The 20491-nt window shown below is 59.4% G+C and carries 17 protein-coding genes and 3 pseudogenes; 18 read left to right on the top strand and 2 right to left on the bottom strand.

What is annotated here, in order from left to right; translation table 11 throughout:
• Window positions 1–99: 99 nt before the first annotated feature.
• From MTX19_RS30660 to MTX19_RS30595, 14 genes are all read left to right on the top strand, one after another.
• Window positions 100–1878 (top strand): hydantoinase B/oxoprolinase family protein, encoded by a 1779-nt coding sequence (locus MTX19_RS30660; protein ID WP_280980619.1) that lies wholly within the window; start codon window positions 100–102, stop codon window positions 1876–1878.
• A 92-nt stretch (window positions 1879–1970) separates the two neighbouring features.
• On the top strand, window positions 1971–2711 hold the full coding sequence (locus MTX19_RS30655) for a Crp/Fnr family transcriptional regulator (RefSeq protein ID WP_280985615.1): 741 nt from the start codon (window positions 1971–1973) through the stop codon (window positions 2709–2711).
• 76 nt (window positions 2712–2787) lie between these two features.
• Window positions 2788–4869 carry a hydantoinase/oxoprolinase family protein gene (locus MTX19_RS30650; RefSeq protein WP_280980618.1) on the top strand — a complete coding sequence of 694 codons (2082 nt, stop codon included), beginning with the start codon at window positions 2788–2790 and terminating at the stop codon, window positions 4867–4869.
• The gene (locus MTX19_RS30645) at window positions 4866–6596 is read left to right on the top strand and encodes a hydantoinase B/oxoprolinase family protein (RefSeq protein WP_280980617.1); all 1731 of its coding nucleotides are present in this window, start codon (window positions 4866–4868) and stop codon (window positions 6594–6596) included. The genes MTX19_RS30650 and MTX19_RS30645 overlap by 4 nt, the downstream gene beginning before the upstream one ends.
• A gap of 44 nt (window positions 6597–6640) precedes the next feature.
• Window positions 6641–7882, top strand: a complete 1242-nt coding sequence (locus tag MTX19_RS30640) for an aminotransferase class V-fold PLP-dependent enzyme (protein WP_280985614.1) — start codon at window positions 6641–6643, stop codon at window positions 7880–7882.
• Window positions 7883–8319: 437 nt separating this feature from the next.
• Window positions 8320–9303: a Gfo/Idh/MocA family oxidoreductase gene (locus tag MTX19_RS30635; RefSeq protein ID WP_280980615.1), complete on the top strand. Its 984-nt coding sequence runs from the start codon at window positions 8320–8322 to the stop codon at window positions 9301–9303.
• A gap of 327 nt (window positions 9304–9630) precedes the next feature.
• Window positions 9631–10836 carry an ABC transporter substrate-binding protein gene (locus MTX19_RS30630; RefSeq protein WP_280980614.1) on the top strand — a complete coding sequence of 402 codons (1206 nt, stop codon included), beginning with the start codon at window positions 9631–9633 and terminating at the stop codon, window positions 10834–10836.
• Between the two features lie 22 nt (window positions 10837–10858).
• Window positions 10859–11674, top strand: coding sequence for an ABC transporter ATP-binding protein (locus MTX19_RS30625; protein ID WP_280980613.1), 816 nt, complete (start codon window positions 10859–10861; stop codon window positions 11672–11674).
• Between the two features lie 2 nt (window positions 11675–11676).
• Complete coding sequence (locus MTX19_RS30620; RefSeq protein WP_348638224.1) at window positions 11677–12432, top strand: ABC transporter ATP-binding protein; 756 nt, start codon at window positions 11677–11679, stop codon at window positions 12430–12432.
• A complete protein-coding gene (locus MTX19_RS30615; RefSeq protein ID WP_280980612.1) occupies window positions 12429–13343 on the top strand; it encodes a branched-chain amino acid ABC transporter permease in 915 nt (304 codons plus the stop codon). Before MTX19_RS30620 ends, MTX19_RS30615 begins: the two co-directional genes overlap by 4 nt.
• An 11-nt stretch (window positions 13344–13354) precedes the next feature.
• Window positions 13355–14446 (top strand): branched-chain amino acid ABC transporter permease, encoded by a 1092-nt coding sequence (locus MTX19_RS30610; protein ID WP_280980611.1) that lies wholly within the window; start codon window positions 13355–13357, stop codon window positions 14444–14446.
• A 392-nt stretch (window positions 14447–14838) separates the two neighbouring features.
• Entirely contained in the window at window positions 14839–15192 is a 354-nt protein-coding gene (locus MTX19_RS30605) for an SDR family NAD(P)-dependent oxidoreductase (RefSeq protein WP_280980610.1), read from the top strand.
• Window positions 15189–15449 carry an SDR family NAD(P)-dependent oxidoreductase gene (locus MTX19_RS30600; protein WP_280980609.1) on the top strand — a complete coding sequence of 87 codons (261 nt, stop codon included), beginning with the start codon at window positions 15189–15191 and terminating at the stop codon, window positions 15447–15449. The genes MTX19_RS30605 and MTX19_RS30600 overlap by 4 nt, the downstream gene beginning before the upstream one ends.
• 140 nt (window positions 15450–15589) lie before the next feature.
• Window positions 15590–15742, top strand: coding sequence for a hypothetical protein (locus tag MTX19_RS30595; RefSeq protein ID WP_280980608.1), 153 nt, complete (start codon window positions 15590–15592; stop codon window positions 15740–15742).
• Window positions 15743–16203: 461 nt separating this feature from the next.
• Here the strand turns inward: MTX19_RS30595 and MTX19_RS30590 are convergent.
• Window positions 16204–16385, bottom strand: a pseudogene (locus MTX19_RS30590) (IS256 family transposase); the annotation flags it as partial.
• Between the two features lie 531 nt (window positions 16386–16916).
• Between MTX19_RS30590 and MTX19_RS30585 the strand changes: the two are divergent.
• From MTX19_RS30585 to MTX19_RS30570, 4 genes and pseudogenes are all read left to right on the top strand, one after another.
• Complete coding sequence (locus MTX19_RS30585) at window positions 16917–17096, top strand: transposase DNA-binding-containing protein (protein WP_280985613.1); 180 nt, start codon at window positions 16917–16919, stop codon at window positions 17094–17096.
• A pseudogene (locus MTX19_RS30580) lies at window positions 17056–17281 on the top strand (hypothetical protein); the annotation flags it as partial. The gene MTX19_RS30585 and the pseudogene MTX19_RS30580, both read left to right, overlap by 41 nt.
• A gap of 254 nt (window positions 17282–17535) precedes the next feature.
• Entirely contained in the window at window positions 17536–18042 is a 507-nt protein-coding gene (locus MTX19_RS30575; protein ID WP_280985607.1) for a hypothetical protein, read from the top strand.
• Window positions 18018–18362 carry a hypothetical protein gene (locus MTX19_RS30570; RefSeq protein WP_280985612.1) on the top strand — a complete coding sequence of 115 codons (345 nt, stop codon included), beginning with the start codon at window positions 18018–18020 and terminating at the stop codon, window positions 18360–18362. Before MTX19_RS30575 ends, MTX19_RS30570 begins: the two co-directional genes overlap by 25 nt.
• A 1392-nt stretch (window positions 18363–19754) precedes the next feature.
• On the opposite strand, the pseudogene istB reads toward MTX19_RS30570, so the two are convergent.
• Window positions 19755–20491, bottom strand: a pseudogene (gene istB / locus MTX19_RS30565) (IS21-like element helper ATPase IstB).

Genomic DNA, 20491 nt, shown 5'->3' with positions numbered 1-20491 from the left:
TGACGATCATTCGTGGCGCGAAGAAACGGGACACGCCGCTGGAAGGTCGAGGTTCGCTGCTCAGCATTCTGTCGACAGAGTTTTGAACGAGGTGAGATCATGAATGTCGCGGCCGCCAGGTATCAAGATCCTGTTATGCTTGCCATTCTGCAGCGTCAGCTAGATCACATTACCTTGCAGATGGGCACCGTCATGATGCGCACGGCGCGCAGCCCAATCTTCAGCCAGAGCCACGACTTTTCCTGCTTTATGAGCAATGCAACTGGAGAGACGGTCGCACAAGCCGATGGCTTGCCGGTTCATTCAGGGGGCGGAGGTTTCGCCGTTCGCGCGGTTCTAAGAGACTTTGCTGATCACATCGAAGATGAAGACGTGTTCATGCTGAGCGATCCTTACGTTGCCGGCGGAAACCACCTGCCTGATTGGACACTCATTCGTCCCGTTTTTGTTGACGGAGAAATGCTAGGATTTTGCAGCAACCGCGCTCATCAGTCCGACATCGGCGGCGGAGCCGCTGGAACCTATAACGCCGCGGCTACAGAAATCTTTCACGAAGGCATTCGACTGCCAGTACTCAAGCTGGTTGAAAAGGGAAAATTGCGAGACGATCTCTGGCGCCTGTTGCTTTTGAACACTCGCTGCCCGGAACTCATGGAAGGTGATCTGGGCGCGATGCTCGGCTCGACGCGGATCGGCGCAAATCGGATGAAAGAAGTCATCGAACAACTCGGCGTGCAAAAGGGTAATGCCTATTTGGCGGCGCTTCTTGACTATGGAGAGCGTAGGATGCGTCAAGCAATCGCCGAACTCCCCGATGGGAGTTGGGAGGCGGCCGACGTTAGTGACAATGACTGCTTCGAAAGCGTCGACATCGAAACGCGTGTAAAGGTCACGATTCGCGGAGACGAGATCACATTTGATTTCACCGGCACTTCGCCACAAATAAAGGGCTTCAAGAACAGCAGCATCGCCAATACACACTCTGCCGTTTATTGCGCACTCTCGTCGTTCTTAGATTCGGCCATTCCGCGCAACGAAGGGGTTTATCGCTGCGTCAAAATTGTTGCTCCGGATGGCACGATCGTCAATGCCTTGCCGCCCGCGCCCATGACCATGAACACGGTATTTCCGGCCATCGATATCATGAACGCATGTTGGGGCGCGTTAGCGCAAGTCGACCCTGATCGTGCGTGCGCGGGCTGGGGCAAGGCGGTGTATAGCATCTCCGCCGGCACCAAGCCTTCTGGGGAAGTATTTGTACTTTACCATTGGCATGGCAGTTCAGGGGGCGGAGCAGTCAAGGGACGTGATGGCTTCGTCACGACCAGCCACCAGATGACGCTCGGCGGAATGATCATTCCGAATGTGGAATCATACGAGCAATCCTATCCGATTCGCATTCATCGTTATCAGATGCGCCTCGATGCTGGGGGGGCCGGACAATACCGAGGCGGACCTGGAGTCGACTATGTTGCTGACATCCTGGTCGGCGGTGAGCATCTGTTGCGTGGTGAGGGCTCGCGAAAGCCAACAGGCGCGGGCGTCAACGGGGGGCTTTGGGGTGCAAAAGGTTCATTGAGGGGATTCGATTCGACTACGGGCGAAGAGTTTTACTGTCCGCAGTATGGTGTTCAGCAGGTCAAGCCGTTTCGCCTCGTTATCGAAGCCTCTGCTGGCGGAGGATGGGGTCATCCTCATAACCGGGATCCGGAAGCCGTACTAAGGGACGTTCGCGATGAAGTCGTCTCCAAAGAGGCGGCGCTCGCCCTCTATGGCATCGAGATCTCCGCGGACGGCAAGTCCGTCTGTTCGACCGCTGCGAGAGCGAAGCGGCAGATCCACGCAGAGGCCGAACTCGACGCACACACTAGGACATAGACTTCAGCCTGTTGTCCAAGCGTTCCCATTTGAGAGGGCTCGGGTACTGACCGTCATTTGCGACCGCAGGGAAGAGGAAATAGGAACGACGCATGCGTCCCAATACGCCATCCTTTTTCAAGAATGCGATTCTGGCGAGAATAATCATGCCGGATCTCGCCACAATAGGGGAGTTTTTAGAGCCGATTGTTCTCAGAGAACGTATGGTTCTGCAAGAGCCGAAAAGGCATCTTGATCACGTCTATTTCATAGAGTCGGGCTTGGTCTCACAGAGGATTGTCGCGGAGGGAAACATCCTTGAGACGGCGGTAATAGGATATCGGGGCGCAGTTGGCGCTCCGCTATTGTTGGAGGGACATCTTTCAACGCACCAATCTGTTGTGCTCCTTCCCGGAAGAGCCCACAGGATCCGTGTAGAGGATTTGCGTCGGGTGATGAACGCGCGTCCCGAGATCCGAGAATATCTTGCGCGGTACGTTCAAGCGCTGACCTTGCATAGCGCTCAGACAGGATTATGCGGCGTTCGCCACGATCGCGAAAAGCGGCTCGCCTCCTGGCTCTGTTTGGCGAGTGATGCTGTTGGCGCTCATGTACTTCCAATTACCCATGACTATCTCTCCTCCGTCTTGGCATTGCGCCGCGCTGGGGTGACGGAAACGCTAATCCGATTCGAAGAACAAGGGTTAATTCGTAAGACGCGCGGCGTCTTGCAGATAATTGAACACAAGTGCCTCGAGCAAAAAGCATGCTGTTGTTACAAACTAATTACCGCGGCTTATGTTTCGTCCTGCTCCGCGCCTTCGGCACAGGCAACCGGTAAGCTAGCAACGTGATCCAGGCGGAGAGCCTGCTCGTAGCGTAGCGGCCTGCAAAGATCACTTAGCAACACTTGGATCGTTCGAGGTGTAAATGAGAGAGCCTTCTACCTTCTTGGCAGCTCCCTGGCGGATCGGCGTCGATGTAGGCGGGACCTTTACAGACATGGTCCTCCGGGATGCAAAGGAGTATGTGCGTATCTTCAAGGCGCCATCGATCACCGCTGATCCCAGCGAGGGCGTGTTGAACGTATTGCGGCGAGCCGCGGCTGAACTCGATCTGCCTGTCTCTGCTCTGCTGCGGAATTGCGCGCTGTTCGTCCACGGCTCGACGGTTGCGACCAACACGATCCTGGAAAAGAAGGGCGCGCGAGTTGGGATGTTGACCACCCATGGCTTCCGCGATTCCCTAGAAATCCGCCGCGGCATTCGCGAGAACCAATGGGACCATCGTGCGCCGCCGCCGCAGGTCCTGGTGCCGCGCTATCTGCGCCAGCCCGTCCGCGGAAGGATCGCCGCCGACGGCACTGAAGCCGCGCCACTGGCCGCCGAGGATGTGGCCAAGGCCGCCGATATCTTCAAACAAGAAGGAGTCGAAGCCGTCGCGGTATGCCTTTTCAACAGCTTTCTCGATGGTCGGCACGAGTACCAGGCCCGAGAGGCGTTGGCCAAGAGCTGGGGCGGCGATTGGATCTCGCTCTCGAGCGATATCATGCCGACGATAGGTGAGTATGAGCGCGGCTCTACGGCCGTGGTGAATGCCTATGTCGCTCCCAAGGTGACGCGCTATCTTAAAGCCCTCGACGAACGGCTCCGCGAACTTGGCCTGCCTCGTTCGCTTCTCATGTTGCAGAGCAATGGCGGCGCCGTGTCCGTGATGGAGGTCGCCAACCGTCCGGTGATGCTCGTCTTGTCCGGACCGGCCGCGGCCGTCGGTGCGCTCAAGGGCTGTGCTTCCTCGCAAGATCTCGCCAACTTTATCTCGATGGAGATTGGTGGCACCAGTTGCGACGTGATGGTCATGGCGAAGGGCGAGGTGCCGGTGAGAGACCAACTGGTCATCGATGGGTATCACCTCACCACGCCGTCCGTGGAGATCCACACCGTGGGCGCCGGCGGCGGCACCATTGCTTGGGTCGATTCCGCTGGTCTGTTGAATGTCGGCCCGAAGGGCGCTGGTGCGCAGCCGGGTCCCGCGGCCTATGGACTCGGAGGGGAGGAGCCGACGGTGACCGATGCGCAACTGGTCCTCGGCCGGATGCGCGAAGGACCGCTCGCCGGCGGAACGGTGAAACTCGATCTCGGCCTGGCGCGACACGCCATCGAAACCAAGCTGGCGCGCCCGCTTGGCCTCTCTGTCGAAGATGCTGCGGCAGGCGTGATCCGTCTGCTGGAGCAGAACCTGTTGCACGCGGTCGAGCGCCTCAGCATCGAGCGAGGCCACAACCCGGCGCACTTCACGTTGGTCGCCGCAGGCGGCGCGGGGCCCATGCATGGCTCGTCCGTCGCGCGCAGTTTGGGATGCAAGCGCGCGCTCTTGCCGCGCGCCGCCGGCGCTTTCTGCGCCATGGGGGCCCTGCAATCGGATGTGCGGCAAGATTACTTGCATGTCTTTGTCGCCGACCTCGACAAGGTCGACCGTTCCGCACTCGAGGCCGGCTTTGCCCAGCTTGAAGCGAGGGCGCGAGATTCGTTGGCACGACAGGGCTTTGCCGATAAGAGCGCGATCCAGCGCGAGATCGATCTGCGCTATGCGGGGCAGCAATGGCCCGTGCGCGTCGCCCTCGAAGGCAACCGTTTCCACGAAGCTGCAGTACGGCAGGCCTTCGAAGCCGAACACCAGCGCCTGTTCGGGCACATCCAGCCTGGTGGCCGCCTCGAGATCAGGGCTTTGCGCGTCGTCGGGCGCGGCCATCTGGAGTGGTCGCTTCCGCCGATGGATGTCTCTGGGCAAGAGACTCCTATGCCGCGTCTAAAACGTCCTGTCTGGATTGATTCGACCCGCGGCTGGCAAGACATCCCAGTCTACGACGGAGAGGATCTCAGGCCGGGCTGCAAGCTGCAAGGGCCATTGCTGATCGAAGAGCGTACGACCACCGCCTTCGTCGGCCCGAGCGACATCGTCGAAGTCAACGCCGCCGCCGACTTCCTGGTCCATATTGGAGCTGCCGCATGAATCCCGCCATGGACCCGATAGCGCTCGCGATGGTGCAGAACCGGCTGGATCATATTTCGCGCCAGATGGGATGGGTGATGACGCGAACCGCGCGATGTCCCCACTTGACCCAGAGCCACGACTTCTCCTGCTTCATTGCCGATGGCCGGGGCATCTTGATGAGCCAGGCGGATGGCCTTCCTATTCATACCGGCGGAGGCGGGTTCGCTGTTCGTGCCATCCTGCGCGACTTCAAGGACGCGATTGCGCCCGAAGATGTCTTCCTGCTAAGCGACCCGTATACGGCCGGCGGCAATCATCTGCCCGATTGGGTGATTGCGACGCCGGTGTTCGTGCAGGGCAGGCTTGTTGCCTTTGCCTGCAATCGTGCACATCAAGTGGACATCGGCGGTGGTGCGGCCGGCTCCTACAACCCGATGGCAACAGAGATTTTCCACGAAGGCATCCGCCTTCCCGTGCTGAAGCTGATCGAAGCGGGCCGAATGCGCGAGGACCTCTGGCGCCTGCTGCTTCTCAATACGCGTCTGCCCGAGGGGATCGATGGTGATGTGCGCGCCATGATCGGCTCGACCCGCATCGGCGCGGAGCGCATAGCGATGCTGGTCGATGAGGTAGGAGCGGATCGTGCCGACGAGTTCTTCGAAGCCGTGGTGGACCACGCCGACCGGCGTTTTCGGGCGGCTGTGTCCCGCTTGCCCCAGGGCAGCTGGAAGGCGGAGGAACCCATGGACCACGATTGCTTTGGCCCCGTGGACAGTGTGATCGCGGTGACGTTGACCGTCGGCGAGACGGGCCTGATCGTCGACTTCGAAGGAACGTCGCCGCAGATGCGCGGCTTCAAGAACAGCTCGATTGCCAACACCACGTCGGCGGTGTTCATGGCGCTGGCGGCGTTCTTCGAACCGGATCTGCCCAAGAACGAGGGCGCCTTCCGCAGCGTCGAGATCCGTCTGCCCGAAGGCACTCTCGTGAACGCGCGGCCGCCGGCGGCGATGACGGCGAATACGATGTTCCCGGCCTTCGAGATCATCCATGCGGTTTGGAAGGCGCTGGCCCAAGCTTTGCCAGAACGCGCTTCGGCCGGTTGGTCGAAGGAGGGGCAAGTCATTACTGCTGGCTTTCGCCCTGATGGCGACCGCTACGTCATGTATCACTTCGCCGCGGCGTCTGGCATCGGCGCTGTCGAAGGCCGGGATGGCATCAATTCGTTGGGCAACCTGATTACGCTGGGTGGGCTCACGTTGCCCAACCTCGAGGACTACGAGCAGCTCTATCCGGTGCGCTTCAACCGCCAGGAATTCCGCTGCGACAGCGCTGGTCCCGGCCGCTTCCGCGGCGGAACGGGATGCGACTACGAAGTCGAGGTGTTCACGCCCGCCGACTATGCCTACATGATCGTCGGAGTCCCCGAACGATCGGCCTCTTTCGGTGTCGGACTAGGTAAGCCGGGCTCCGTCCCGGAACTTACAGTCTTGCTGCCTGACGGCACAAAGATCCAACCCCTCAACTGCGAAGTAGAACGCCACGGTCCCGCTACCTACCAAGCGCTCGCTGGCGGCGGCGGCGGCTTCGGCGACCCAAAAACGCGGGACCCATCCCGGGTGTTGCGTGACGTGCGCGACGGCGTCGTAAGCGTCGGAGCGGCCGAGCGGGACTATGCCGTGGCCATCACATCCGACGGATGCAGCATTGACCAGGCAAAGACTTCGCGGCTCCGCAGCGCCTAGTTGGGGCTGCGGTTCTTCTGAATTTCAAAGATGGGATCAAAGTCATGACTTCACTGCCTCAGACCGGAACCGACTGGACTAAGCTCAAAGCTCGGCTGCGCGATATGAAGCAGGGCGACTACGCCTGGAAAGACGGGCGGCTTCCAGTCTATATTTATTATTACACTGAGGAGCTCCTGCGGGTCTCGCAAGAAGCCTACACGGAGTTCTTCACTGAGAACGCCTTGGGCGCCCACGCGTTTCCGAGCGTCGCCCAACTCGAGAGGGAAGTCATCGAGATGGGTATTGATCTCCTGGGCGGGGGCCCGCAAGCCGGAGGTACGTTTACCAGCGGCGGAACTGAAAGCATTTTCCTTGCGTTCAAGACCGCCAGAGATTGGGCACGAAAGGAGAAAGGCATTGACCGTCCCAAGGTCGTGGCGGCTTTCTCCGCTCACGCCGCGGCCGACAAGGCGGCCAGTTATTTGGGGATGGAGGTCGTACGCACCCCGTTGCGAGAGGACTTCCGCGCGGACGTCGGCTTGTTCGAAGCCGCAATCGACGAACGCACGTGCATGATCTACGCCTCGGCGCCGGGCTATCCCCATGGGGTCATCGACCCCATCGAGGAGATTGGAGCGCTCGCCAGGAAGCGCGGGTTGTGGCTGCACATCGATGCTTGCGTAGGCGGTTTTCTGGCGCCCTTTGCACGAGACATCGGCTATCCCATTCCACCCTTCGATCTGTCGGTCCCAGGCGTCAGCAGCTTGTCGGCCGACCTCCACAAGTATGGCTTCGCCGCCAAGCCAGCGTCCTTGCTCCTCTTCGCGGATCGCGAGTACCAGAAGTACCAGGGCTTCGAGTTCAGCAGTTGGCCACGCGGAACTTATGTGACCAAGACCTTCCAGGGAAGTCGGGCTGCCGGACCCGTCGCGTCGGCTTGGGCGGTGATGAATACCCTGGGTCGCGCCGGCTACCGCGACATCGCGCGTGTGATCATGGGCACCAGGGACCGGCTCATCGCCGGCGTCGAACATATCAAAGGTCTTCGGGTCATTCGGCCGACGGATCTTTGTATCCTGATGTACGACTCGATCGATCCGCACGTCGACATCTATGCCGTCGCAGATCGCATGGGCAAGAAGGGATGGTTCGTCGGCAAGTCAATCACGCCGAAGGCGATCCACGTTGCGCTTAACCCGAGCGTAGCTCCCGCTCTCAATGATTACTTGGCCAATCTCGCTGAGGCCGTCGAGCAGGTGCGCAGCACGAAAGAGATCGGAAAGGTGGATTATCGGACTTACTGAGATTCGCATGAGCAGGCACAAAATTGGCTCATAAGCCGTAGGCTCCTTCTTGCGTGCGAAGTCATATGAGCAGCGTGGACTTGAAGAACCTCACCCCAAAGAGATCTAGCCGAGAACCACAGATCTTTCGAAAGGCACTTGATGAGCAACGTGGTAATTGTGGCGCTGCGAACGTACCTCTTGTGGCCACATGCGCGATGGATCATCAGCTGCGATGTCGCAGTCGAACGGGCTCGACTGCCATCGCCGCCGCGCTTGCATCCTCATGTTTCGAAAGGGGGCTGACGTTGTCCTGCTGCACTTCGTCAATCTCAGATAATCAGATGCTTGTATGTCAACGTTCTCATCGCGCAATCGATCTTTCCGCATTGGGGCAGGCCGCAGAGGGACATCATCTGGCTCTTCCATGTATCCGGCTTCCCATCGAGAGGTAATCAATGGATGACGAGCACATACGCTTTGGCATCGTTGCAGCCAGTAGCATTGCCGATGCTGCCCATGCGCCGGCCTTACGGCGCATTCCGGGCGCCACCCTATGGAGCGTGTTAAGCCGCGACAAGGCTCGAGCCGAGGAGTTCGCGCAAAAGCACGGTGCGGCATCACCGCATCCTGCCCACGCGGTCTTGTCGGAGTTCCTGGAGGATCCGTACCTCCAGGCCGTCTTGATCACAAGCCCGGACAATCTTCACGCTCAACATGTCATTGCATGCGCTAGCGCCCGAAAGCATGTGCTCGTTGAGAAGCCAATGGTCACCTCTCGTGAGGAGGGACTGAAAGTCATCGAGGTATGCCAAATACATAGTGTCAAGCTAGGCGTGGCCATGCATCTACGGTGGCACATGGGCCATCGCAAACTGCATAGATTATTGCAGGATGGAGTGATCGGCCGGCTTTGCCACATCCGGATTCAGTGGGCTTATAAGGAGCTGGACCCTTTGAATTGGAGAGCTCACGAAGAGCTTGGGCGCTGGTGGTCTCTCGCTGCGGTCGGACCGCATTGTTTCGATCTCATGCATTGGTTTGCGGGCGATGCGCCGCGGACCGTTGAAGGCCGCCGCAGTCTCATCAACCGAAAAATCTACGGTGGTCCACACGATGAAACTGCTCTCGTCGCTTTGCAATTCTCGGATGGCTTGACGGCAGAAATCACGACATCCGTTCTGTTCGATGGTCCCTCTCGGCTCGAACTGTACGGCGACAAGGGATTTGCCATTTGCGATGGGACACTCGGTGAGCACGGGAAAGGGACGATTCTAGTTAACGGGCAGGCGCTCGACTTCTCTCCGGTTCTACCTTTTGAGGCGCAGATACAGGATTTTGCCGATGCCATCCGCGAGAATCGCGAACCGGAGGTATCCGGCGTTGCCGGCCTCCAGGTCGTCACCGACATCATTGAAGCCGCTCAAGAGAGAAATCTTTGAGCGAGCTTTGTAACCAGCCGCAGGTCGAAGCCTGAGGCCGCGGAAATGGGCTTGACAGCAACTTTGAGGCGCTCGTACATTAACGAATGTTCGTACGCATAAGAACATGAAATGCCGTGGGATCGCTGGCAAAGACAATTTCCATTGTCGAGGCACAACAGACGCGGCGGTTTAGGGAAGTCTGAGTGGCGCGATACAGGGCGATGTTGCAAACAACTTCCCCGATCGGCGGAATGAGAAATTGGTTCGCGAGGATTACGTAGTCGGTTCGTCAGCGTCCCGAGAAGGGCATGCTTAAATTAGGTGGTGCAAACGGAGGACTGAGACATGGGGAAAAAGAAGGCTAAGTTTGTTTTATCGTTGCTAGGCGTCATCGTGGCAATTGCAGCGGGTTGGAGTTCGGCGCGCGCGGCTGACGAGATTTTAATCGGCTTAGCCGGCTCGACCTCAGGGGCAATGGCATCCTTTGACGACAATCCCACCAAGATGGCGCAGATCTTCGTCGACGACATCAATGCGAAGGGCGGGTTGCTCGGCAAGAAGTTGAAGGTGGTTTTCGCGGATGCAAAATCCGACCGCGTCGAAGGAGTGAAGGCGGCCCAGGAAGTCTTGCGGCAAGGTGCAGACATCGTGTTTGGCAGCTGTGACTACGATTACGGCTCGCCCGCAGTGTTCGAGGCGCAGAAGGCGGGCAAGATCGGAGCCTATCTCTGTGCAGAGGATCCCAAGGCGGGTATCGCGGGGCCCAATGTTTTCACAACCTCCGCCGTCGCCCAGGCTCAAGGAGTTGCTATGGCCAACTGGGGCTACGAGAAGAAAGGCTTTCGCTCAGCATATGTGCTGCTAGACGATTACGTTGAGTACGGCAAGTCGGTGTGCGGTGGATTCGAGTGGAAGTTCGCCAGCAACGGCGGCAGCGTTGTAGGTCGTGACACCTTCAAGAATACCGACGTCTCGATCGCCTCGCAGGTGACTAGGATCAGGGAAGCCGCCGCGGCCAAGAAGGTTGATGTCATCATGCTGTGCTCGAATCCGCCAGGTGGGGCAAGCGCGATGCGCCAGATCCGGGCCGCTGGCATCGACCTGCCGGTGATGAGTGATAGTGCCATGGACGGCACCTACTGGCTGAATTCAGTCCCTGGTCTGAAGGAGTTCTACCTTCCGGTGGCGGTGTCGATCTTTGGCGATGATCCACGTAAGGAGGTGGCGGCGCTAATCGAAAGGTACAAAGCAAAGTTCAACTCGACGCCGGCTACCAACTATGCCTTTCCGATCTATTCCTTTTTGGAGCTTTGGGCCAAGGCCGTTGCCAAGGTTGGCAGCCTTGATACAGCGAAGGTCGTTCAGGTCATGAACACGTTCAAACATGAGCCGACAACGCTTGGGCCGCGCACGTTCGCGTCTGGCCAGCATATCCAGACCTCGGTGCCGCTCTTGATCATCAGCATCAGCAACGGCGAAGGCAAAGTAATTGATCAGGTCTATGACAAGGAACCAATACCGAGCAAGGTCCTGTATCGAACCGGAAACTAGGCAGAACGTGGCGGATGGGCGAATGGCAACGCTGGGGCGCGCTTTGCTATTCGCCGTCTCCTCCGCGACGGAGACGGCAGCGGGCATTATGGCAAAGCAATCCGAAATCGCCGATTTGGTCGCTCATGACGTCACGGTGGCGTTCGGCGGCCTCACCGCTCTTGGGAATGTCAGTCTGCGGCTTGAGCGTCGCGAGATACTCGGTCTGATTGGACCGAACGGTGCTGGGAAGACCACGATGGTGAACTGTTTCACTGGCTTCCAGGAGCCGAGCAGCGGTGAGATAAGGGTCGGCGAGTTGGTCACTTCGGCCTGGAGCCCTGAGCGTTATCGCAAGGCGGGTATCTGTCGGACCTTCCAGGCGGGCCGGCTATTCCGCGAAATGACGGTTCTAGAAAATGTTGAGGTGACGGCGGCCGGTCTAGGGCGAAGCCGCCAAGTATCGCGTCGCTTGGCACTGGATATACTAGGTTACTTCGGTCTAGCTGACAAAGCGCATATAGTCGCCGGCACGCTGCCATACACCGATGAGCGCCGCGTGGGAATCGCGCGCGCTCTAGTGGTGGCGCCAGCGTTCGTGCTGTTAGACGAACCAGCAGCTGGGATGACGAACGCCGAGTGTGATGAACTGATGAGGGCGATCTCGCAGATCCCTGGGAGCTTCGCGTGTGGAGTCTTGCTTGTCGAGCACAACATGCGCGTGGTTATGGGCGTCTGCGATAGGATTCATGTTCTCGACGGCGGACGCACTATTGCCGAAGGGACACCGACTGAGATCCAAACTAACACAGCCGTCATCAACGCCTATCTTGGGACCGGCAACATACGGCCGAAATAGATATGATGCTTGAAGTGGAAGGTCTGAGCGTTCGATATGGTCAGCTAACGGCGTTGCGCGGCGTATCGCTGAGGGTCGACGAAGGACAGGTAGTATGCGTCTTGGGCCCCAATGGCGCTGGCAAGTCGACGGCGCTTGCAGCTATTGCCGGTGGCGTCCCAATCCATGCAGGCGCCGTTCGTTGGAAGGGAGAGACTACGTCCAGCCTAATGCCAGAGGCGATCTCGCGCCGCGGATTGGCTCTTGTCCCAGAGGGGAGGCACGTCTTTGGTACCCTGACGGTCGAGGAGAATCTATTAATCGGCACGTATCAGCGCCGCGATCGTCGAGAAGCCGCCAAGGAGCTGAAAGGGGTCCTCGAGTTGTTCCCACGATTGCGCGAGCGTATCCACCAGCCGGCCGGCCGCCTTTCGGGTGGTGAGCAGCAGATGCTGGTCATTTGTCGTGCCTTGCTTACTAACGCTCGTATGCTGATGATGGATGAGCCCTCTCTGGGACTAGCGCCGATCATCGTCGACCAAGTGTACGAGCTGCTTCTCGATCTTCGGCGACGCAAAGGGCTCACATTGCTGATCAACGAGCAATCGTCCGAACGTATCCTCAGGTTCGCCGATCACGTCTACGTGTTGCGCAATGGTGAGATTCAGCTGAGCGACAGCGCTGCCAACCTGCAGGACGGCAAGGCGATCATGAATGCCTATTTTGGGTTCAATGCTCAGCCGGTACAGCCGGCGACCGCGAGTGGGAGCAGCCAGTGATCGGATTTATTCAAAATGTCGTCGATGCCCTGAGCCTCGGTAGTCTCTATGCCTTGGCCGCGCTGGGAATTGGCCTTTTGTTCGGTATACTGCGGCTCATCAACTTGGCGCACGGAGATTTCATAACGATCGGCGCCTTCGCCCTCATTGTACCGTCGCGCAATGAAACAGCAGTTATGGGCATTGGTAGCTTGCCGCTTCTTTTCATGGTTCTGGCCGTATGCGCTGTCGTCGTAATCACTGCTCTGGTGTCCGACAGGCTCGTGTTTAGCCCGCTACGGCGGGCAAATGCGCCAACGTTGATGATCGCGTCCTCATCGGTAAGTTATGTTATCCAACATTCGATCCTGGTGATCTTCGGCGCACGGCCCAAGGGAATCGACCTTTGGTCGGCTCTCGGAAAATCCATTACCATCGGCCCGATCCACGTCCCCCAGATCCAGCTGGTGACAATCGGCGTCACGCTACTGTTGATGTTGGCGCTCACAGCGTTCCTCAAGCGGACACCATATGGCGTCCAGATCCGCGCTGCGGCGGAGGACTTCCAGATGGCGCGCTATCTTGGCGTCAAAGCTAATATTGCCATCGGCGTGGCGTTCGCTCTGTCCGGCATTCTGGCGGCGGCTGTATCATTGCTATACATCAGCCAGACTGGCACGTTAACCAGCGCCCTGGGCGTGCCGCTTATGCTCTATGCGTTCATCGCCACGGTCGTCGGCGGCATGGGCAGCCTGGTCGGCGCCGTTGTGGGCGGCTTTGCCGTCGGGTTCTTAGCCGTCATGCTCCAGGCATATCTGCCGGACGATCTGAGGTCGTTCCGCGACGCGTTCGTGTTCGGAGTGGTGATACTTGTCCTGCTAGTGCGACCGGCCGGGATCGTCCCGACCAAGGCGCTAGCACAACGCGTTTGAGTGGGCGCACCATGATCATTACCTTTCGCCATTTGATCGATGAAGTATGGCTGCCCGCTTGCCTGTCCCTCGGACTGGTAATCTGTGTCGTCGGCGTTCAGTTGGTGGGCGGCGAATCGTTGCGCGTAACGCTGACTGCGATGCTGATACACCTCGGCATCGTCGTTGCCATGTACGTCTTCATAGGAAATTCGGGAATCTTCTCGTTCGGTCAGATCGGCTTCATGTGTATCGGAGCCTACGCCACCGCGTGGGCCACCTCCGAACCGAACTGGAAACAGATCATGCTGCAGGGTCTGCCAAACTTTCTGAAGGAGCGCACGTACCCGTTTCCGCTTCCCATAGTTATGGCGTCGTCGTTGTCGGCGGCGGTGGCGTTTTTGTTCGGTTATGTCGTGCTCCGGCTTTCGGGAATTGGTGCGTCGATCGCCACTTTCGCGTTTCTCGTCGTGGTCAATAGCGTCTATTCGAATTGGACGTCAGTCACGGGTGCCACCAGCTCGATCTTGGGTATTCCCACACTCGGCGGCCCCTGGGGCGCCCTCGCCTTTGCTTGCCTGGCGATCGTCGTGGCCAGCGTGTTTCAGCGATCGCATTTCGGCCTAATGCTGCGTGCCTCGCGTGACGACGAGATTGCCGCCAAGGCCTCGGCCGTCGACGTAGTCAAGGTTCGGCTCATCGCTTTCGTCATCAGTGCCTTCCTGATTGGGGCCGGAGGCAGTTTGTATGCGCAGTTCCTGGGCTTCCTGACGCCTGACATGTTCTACATGGGGCTGACCTTCACCACTCTGGCGATGCTGGTCGTTGGCGGCATCGGCAGCCTGACCGGCGCAGTTATTGGCAGCGTCGCGGTCACGCTGATTATCGAAAGCCTGCGTACACTGGAGGATGGTATCGTCATAGCCAGCGAGAAGTTCGCGTTGCCGCAAGGATCAGCGGAGATCGGACTCGGGATCGCCATGGCGCTGATTCTGATTTTTCGGCCTCAGGGCCTGATGAGGGGCTTTGAGCTCTCGCCTCCGCTGCGCCGGCTGGAACAGATCCGCCTAAGGTTCGGGGTTGCCGCCCAGCAGCCGCGCGATCTTTTCTCTCGCGGTGACTAGCAGCGCCGTGCCTGATGGTCATGCAGATGTAGATGCCGAGCCGTCCCCACAGCAAGACATTAGCGGATGGCGGCCTACCGCAGGGTGATTTAGCTGCGAGAATCACACTGGGCCGGCCACGGGAACGGACTCCAAGAATAACATCACATGGAGATGTCTTTAATGGCACCGAAGCTATGGAGAGGGCCAGAGGCCGGAATTCGCACTGCCAAAAGAGAGAGCTTTTTGGCCGACGATTAGTATGCTCAAGGCCATAATCAGCGCTCATCCTATGGAGACGTCAAGTCGCATCAGTAAGCTCGAAAGGTGCAAGCGACGAAAGGAAAATACGAAAGCGATCCAAGCCTGAGGCGCTATGGCGGCAGCGGTGCTATGAGGAGCGAAACACTCTAATGGTCGACAGACTCGACGGCAAGACCGCTCCCGTCACCGGCGCGTCCGCTGGACTCGGCCGGCAACCGTGGTTCTGGCGCGCGCGCCAGCTCGATGCACTGGACGAGGTCTGCGCCGAGATCGCCCGCGCGGACGGAAAGCTGTCCGCCGTCGCTCTCGACGTCACCGATTCGGAATCCATTGCTGCAGCCTTTACGGAAACCGGCGGCGCGCCGGACATCCTCGTCCACAATGCTGGGGTCTCGGAAGCGAAGCCGGCGCTCGAGATGACGGCCTTAGACTTTGACCGCGTGATCGACACCAATCTCAAGGATGTGTTTCTGGTCTCGCGCAGGTGGCTGCAAGAGGAATGAACGCCGAGGGCAGCGGCGGTTCGATCGTCAATGTTGCCTCCATTCTGGGGCACCGCGTCGCCGGCAATGTCTCCTCTTACGCCGCGTCGAAGGCGGGCGTGGTTCGGCTCACGGAGGCTCTCGCACTGGAGTGGACGCTATGGCATCCGTGTCAACGCGCTGTGTCCCGGCTACATCGAAACCGACCTCAACCGCGACTTCTTCGAGAGCGAATCGGGCAAGGCCCTCGTCAAGCGCATTCGGCAGCGCCGGCTTGACAGGCCGGAGGATCTCGACGGCGCGTTGCTGCTGTTCGCCTACGACGTAGGCCGCTACATCACCGGCGCATCGCTCGCGGTCGATGGCGGCCACCTCGTCTAGAGCCTTTGAACTAGGCAACACCGAGCAAGGAAACGACATGGATTTCATGGTTTCGCCGCGCGTGGAGGATTTCCGCGCCCGCATCGTCCGCTTCGTCAAGGACCGCTTGCTGCCGCTGAAGGCGAACCCCGCAAACTACGACGCGCATGACAACATCCGGCTCGACCTTGCCAACGAACTGAGCGCGTAGGCGCGGGCCGAAGGGCTATGAGGCCCTTTGGTCTTCAATTGGTGGCCCCTAACAACGGCAACATGACGGTGCTGGAGATGGCGGCGACGCCGGCCGAGAGAAGGAGTGTTGGATCGCGCCCATCGTCGCAGGCAAAGTGCGTTCAGCCTTTGTGATGACCGAGCCGCATCCGGGCAGCGGCTCCGACATTTCGATGATGCTGACACGGCGACGAGAAAGGGCGACGGGTACGTGATCCGCGGCTGCAAATGGTTCCCAACAGGGGCGGAGGAGAGGCATTTCATCCTGCTCGCGCGTACCTCACACTATCCGCGCAACGGCTGACGGTTCGACCGCGACCAGCCCGGCTGGAAGATCGACCGGCGCATCGCGACCATGGGGCTGGACGAGCATGACGGCCATCGCGAGCTGGTTTTCGAGGGCCTCGAGATCCCGGTCGAAAACATTCTGCAACGGCGCGATTTGGCCCGGTACTGAGCCGGGAAGCTCATGTCGGCGAACACGTCGGCTTCGGCTTCATCCATGAAGGCGGCGAGCTTGGGCGTTTGGGCAGCTTGGGGCGGAGCTGGTCGGCGACCTTGCGCCACTGAGCCCTGGCCGCTTCGGCTTTGTCTTGGGCGAAGTCGGTCGCGATAAAGGCGGATGCGGATTCCGATGATCGCGCGCAACTATGCCAATCTGATCGCGCGCATATGAAGCGCCCGATCGTTAAAGGCAATTGGCACTATCGGTAGCCCGTGGTCCGATGAAGAGATCACGTCTGGTGTCGCTCGATGGAGCGAAGCTGACTGGACGCGAGCTTGCCAGGCCGACCAGCCTGCCGTGGCCCGTAGGCGGGTGGTTCGAGACCGCGGGCGATATACTTGGGTCCGCAGCGCTCCGATATGTGGGGCCTACGCGCCGCGGCCCCTTCAGGCTGGGATGCCAGGTAGGGAATTTTCGATGCCCATAATTGGGGAGTATTCACCGCCCATGACGCGCGTTGTCCAACGCGCCCTTCGGTGTCAAACATCTGCCGGCACAGCGCCCTCGTCTGCGCGATGCCTCAGGCCGCCTCGCAAACTACACAAGGCGGCCTTCGCCGGCTTTCAATTACCCACAACTTCGAGCGGGCTTGCCCAGTCTGAATCTGGCGTGATTCTGTCCATGACGCCGAATCACTAGGGCGTCATGGATGAATGTTGGATCGGAGTCCGGCCCGGCCGGCTGGCAAGATGCCGAGGTTGCGGCGGCGAGTCTTCCCGATAAGCGTTTGCAACGTCGTTTACGACGGTTGCTGGACAGCTTTCCGCCGCGCCGGGTAAGCCGGTTCCGGCGGCGTGCGGCGACTGGGCTGCGACGAAGGCGGCCATAGATTTTCGAAAATCCGCGCGTCACCGAACACGGCATGATGGCGGGACATTTCGCTGCGACTGCAGCGCGTTTCAAGGCCAGCGAAGGGCCTGTCCTGATCCTGCAGGATACGACCGAGTTCACCTACAGTCGCGAGTCGCCCGGCAAGATCGGCTACACAAAGACCATCAATGCTGGGCGCTATAAAGCCGGACAACCCACCGCCTGCAACTTGTGCGGCGTGTTGATGCATTCGAGTCTGGTCGTCACCACCAGCGGGACTCCACTCGGCCTGTCGGCGGTGAAGTTATGGACCCGCAGCAAGTTCAAAGCAACGGCTGCGCTCAGGCGGCTCCTGAACCAAACGCGCGTGCCGATCGAGACCAAAGAAAGTTATTGCTGGCTCGAGAATTTGCGTCAGTCCATCGCGCTTCTGGGCTCGCCCGAGCGCTGTGTGCACATTGGCGATCGCGAAAGCGATATCTACGAACTTTTTTTGCCTGGCGCAGGTTCTCGGGGCACGGTTTCTTGTGCGCGTTCAGACCAATCGGCTCGCCGAGCCACCGTCGAGTCCCTCGCCGACGAATGCGGCCCATCGCGTCTTCGCTCAAGTTGCCGCGGTCCCTTGGTCCGGCCGCCACCGAGTCGCGACTGGCGGTCAAGATGGCGAAACTGCTTTCCTGCAGATCAAGTTCGCCTCGGTGAAAACATTGCCGCCTATCGGCAAGCAAAAGCGCTACGCGCTACAAACGCTCATCTATATTTATGTTTTGGATGTCGATCCGCCTTCGAATCGTGACCCGATCGACTGGAAGCTCGTGACCAATTTGCCTGTCGACGATCTGGCAGCCGCCGTCGAAAAGCTCGACTGGTACGCCTTGCGCTGGAAGGTCGAGATGTTCCATAAGATCATGAATCTGGTTGCCGTGCAGAGGACGCGAGATTGCAGACCACCGAGCGGCTGGTGAAGCTTCTCGCTCTCATTACGGTTGTCAGCTGGCGCATTTTTTGGATCACTATGTCCGCGCGCGCTCAACCGGATGCGAGACCCGAGACTGTCCTTACCCCCGCGGAGATTGAAACACTCGACCGCATAGATGCGGCGCGTTCCAAACCGCGCATCCTTCGCCGAACGCTCGCAACTTACCTTTTGCAGATCACCATGCTCGGCGGCTATCTCGCCCGCACACGTGATCATCCTCCAGGAAACATCGTTGTTTGGCGACGTCTGACCAAGTTGCAAGATATCGCCTTCATCGCTATCGGGTCACCCAGAAGATGTGGGTAGTTGAAAGCCGACGGAGAGATACCTTCATGCGCCGAAGCTATGGAGCGCCAAGGCCAAACTCGCACTAGGGCGGTTCCCGACCGGATTGAAGCATTTGGGATTCCCAAATCACGCCGGTTCTGATTCAAACTGCCTGCTGGCGAAGGAGGCCGGCAGGCACGGCGCCACCTCTTTCGATTGATCTCCGCAAGCGTGTAGTTGGAGCCGTCGCGGACAGCATGTCCTGTCGGGAGGCCGCAGCGCACTTTCGAGTGGACGTGTCGAGCGCGATCAGATGGGTAACACAAGCGCGCGAGACCGGCGAGGTGACGCCGAAGCCACAAGGCGGCGATCGACGCTCGCAGGCGATCGAGGCGCAGCCTGAACGCATCCTCGCGCTGATTGCGGCTGAGCCCGACAGCACATTGGAGGAATTGAAGGCAGCGTTGCCGCCGATGGACATACGTTCAGCGCCTCCGCGTTGTCTCGCTTCTTCCAGCGTCGCAAGATCACGCTCAAAAAAAGGCCGCACACGCCGCCGAGCAGGAGCGGCCGGAGGTCCTGAAGAGGCGAGAAGAATGGGGCGATGGCCAGATTGGCCTCGATCCTGACAAGCTCATCTTCATTGAAGAGAGCGTGCTGCAGACAGCGGAAGAAGTTCAACATGAACTAAGAGCGGTGGTGAAGCTGCGGGAAAGATGGGGGCAGGCCCTCCGAGATCGGCTTTCAGGAGCGGGTCTCAAACCAGTCCGAGCTGCTGCGGTAAGGAGCCGTGGTGGTGAGCATCGGATCAAAAGTTCGGATCAAACCGAGCAGGTGAGTGTCCGAAAGACGAACGAAAGTGAACCCTCCGAGGACGCGTCGTTATGAATCCAAGTATCGTCAAAACCAGGACCGTCTCGTCATCCTGGGACAAGTCCGCCAGATGCCTGAGGACCGGGCGGGCGGCGACCGGCGTAGAGAGGGCGCGAGTCGGACACAGGCTTTCGCGCGGAACTGCAGGAACCAGGCTCTTGATGCCAAGGGAAAAGCGCAAGCGGCGCCAACCGTGAGGTGAGAGTTCCGATGCAAGAGACTGGGGCGGACCGATCCGTAGGAGCGTTGAGGGCCCTGTAATGGGTCGGAGAAGGGATCGGGTCAGGTCGTCGTACTCTTGTGCGGATTCCGATGATCGCGCGCAGCTATTCCAATCCGATGCCGCGCAGCATTCCAATCTGATCGCGCGCATGTGAGCCCCGATCGTTAAAGGCAATTGGCACTATCGGTAGCCCGTGGTCAAGCGGCCGCCGAAGAGATCACGTCTGGTGTCGCTCGATGGAGCGAAGCTGACTGGACGCGCACCCCCGACAGTGCCGTAGCGGCCGGTCAGCTTCGCGGGCTGCAGTCCCGGTCTTCATCGGGCCGACGATGTAATCAAGGCTGAGGAAGAACCGGCGGGCGACGCATGGAGTCACCGTTCAGTTCGAGCCTGTGAGCGTTGTGAAGCAACCGATCAAGTATGGCATCAGCGTAAGTTGGGTCATTTATGAGCTCATGCCATTTGGCAATTGGAAGCTGGCTGGTGACGAGTGTTGATCGACGGCCGTAGCGGTCTTCGAGGATTTCGAGCAGATGATGCCGGGCATTGGCGTCGATGGCCTGGAGGCCCCAATCGTCCAAAATCAGGAGCTCGACGGCGGCGATGCTCTTCATCCGCGAGGCGAGTCGGCCGTCGCCCCGGGCAAGGTCCAGTTCGAACAACCGCGGCAGCCGGGTGTAAAGTACAGAGTGGTTGTCCCGGCAGGCCTTGTGACCAAGCGCACAGCCAAGCCAGCTTTTCCCGACGCCAGTCGGCCCGACAACGGCGCAATTCTCGTGGTTCTTGATCCAGTCTCCCTTGAGCAGCATGTCGAACAAGCGGCGGTCGAGCCCACGGGGGGCGCGGTAGTCGATATCCTCGGGCACGCATGATGACGCAGCTTTGCCTTGCGAAGACGAAGCGCCAGGCGCCGGTTGTTACGCCAGGTCGCTTCATGGTCCAGCAGCAACGCCAACCATTCGGCGTGAGCGAGACCATGGACCTCCTCGTTGTCGGCGAGGCTCTTAAAAGCTTCGGCCATGCCGGTAAGGCCGAGCTGGGTAAGCAAGTGGAGCGTGGGGTGTGTCAGCAT

The sequence above is a fragment of the Bradyrhizobium sp. ISRA464 genome, from assembly GCF_029910095.1.
Lineage (GTDB): Bacteria > Pseudomonadota > Alphaproteobacteria > Rhizobiales > Xanthobacteraceae > Bradyrhizobium.
Note: the sequence above shows the minus strand (reverse complement) of the source record. Positions and strands in the feature narration are given on the sequence as shown.

Coding starts and splice junctions, on each gene's coding strand:
- MTX19_RS30655 (WP_280985615.1), top strand. CDS start 1,971: ATGCGTCCCAATACGCCATCCTTTTTCAAGAATGCGATTCTGGCGAGA.
- MTX19_RS30620 (WP_348638224.1), top strand. CDS start 11,677: ATGATGCTTGAAGTGGAAGGTCTGAGCGTTCGATATGGTCAGCTAACG.
- MTX19_RS30660 (WP_280980619.1), top strand. CDS start 100: ATGAATGTCGCGGCCGCCAGGTATCAAGATCCTGTTATGCTTGCCATT.
- MTX19_RS30635 (WP_280980615.1), top strand. CDS start 8,320: ATGGATGACGAGCACATACGCTTTGGCATCGTTGCAGCCAGTAGCATT.
- MTX19_RS30610 (WP_280980611.1), top strand. CDS start 13,355: ATGATCATTACCTTTCGCCATTTGATCGATGAAGTATGGCTGCCCGCT.
- MTX19_RS30585 (WP_280985613.1), top strand. CDS start 16,917: ATGAATGTTGGATCGGAGTCCGGCCCGGCCGGCTGGCAAGATGCCGAG.
- MTX19_RS30625 (WP_280980613.1), top strand. CDS start 10,859: ATGGCAACGCTGGGGCGCGCTTTGCTATTCGCCGTCTCCTCCGCGACG.
- MTX19_RS30605 (WP_280980610.1), top strand. CDS start 14,839: ATGGTCGACAGACTCGACGGCAAGACCGCTCCCGTCACCGGCGCGTCC.
- MTX19_RS30595 (WP_280980608.1), top strand. CDS start 15,590: ATGGATTTCATGGTTTCGCCGCGCGTGGAGGATTTCCGCGCCCGCATC.
- MTX19_RS30645 (WP_280980617.1), top strand. CDS start 4,866: ATGAATCCCGCCATGGACCCGATAGCGCTCGCGATGGTGCAGAACCGG.
- MTX19_RS30650 (WP_280980618.1), top strand. CDS start 2,788: ATGAGAGAGCCTTCTACCTTCTTGGCAGCTCCCTGGCGGATCGGCGTC.
- MTX19_RS30640 (WP_280985614.1), top strand. CDS start 6,641: ATGACTTCACTGCCTCAGACCGGAACCGACTGGACTAAGCTCAAAGCT.
- MTX19_RS30600 (WP_280980609.1), top strand. CDS start 15,189: ATGAACGCCGAGGGCAGCGGCGGTTCGATCGTCAATGTTGCCTCCATT.
- MTX19_RS30630 (WP_280980614.1), top strand. CDS start 9,631: ATGGGGAAAAAGAAGGCTAAGTTTGTTTTATCGTTGCTAGGCGTCATC.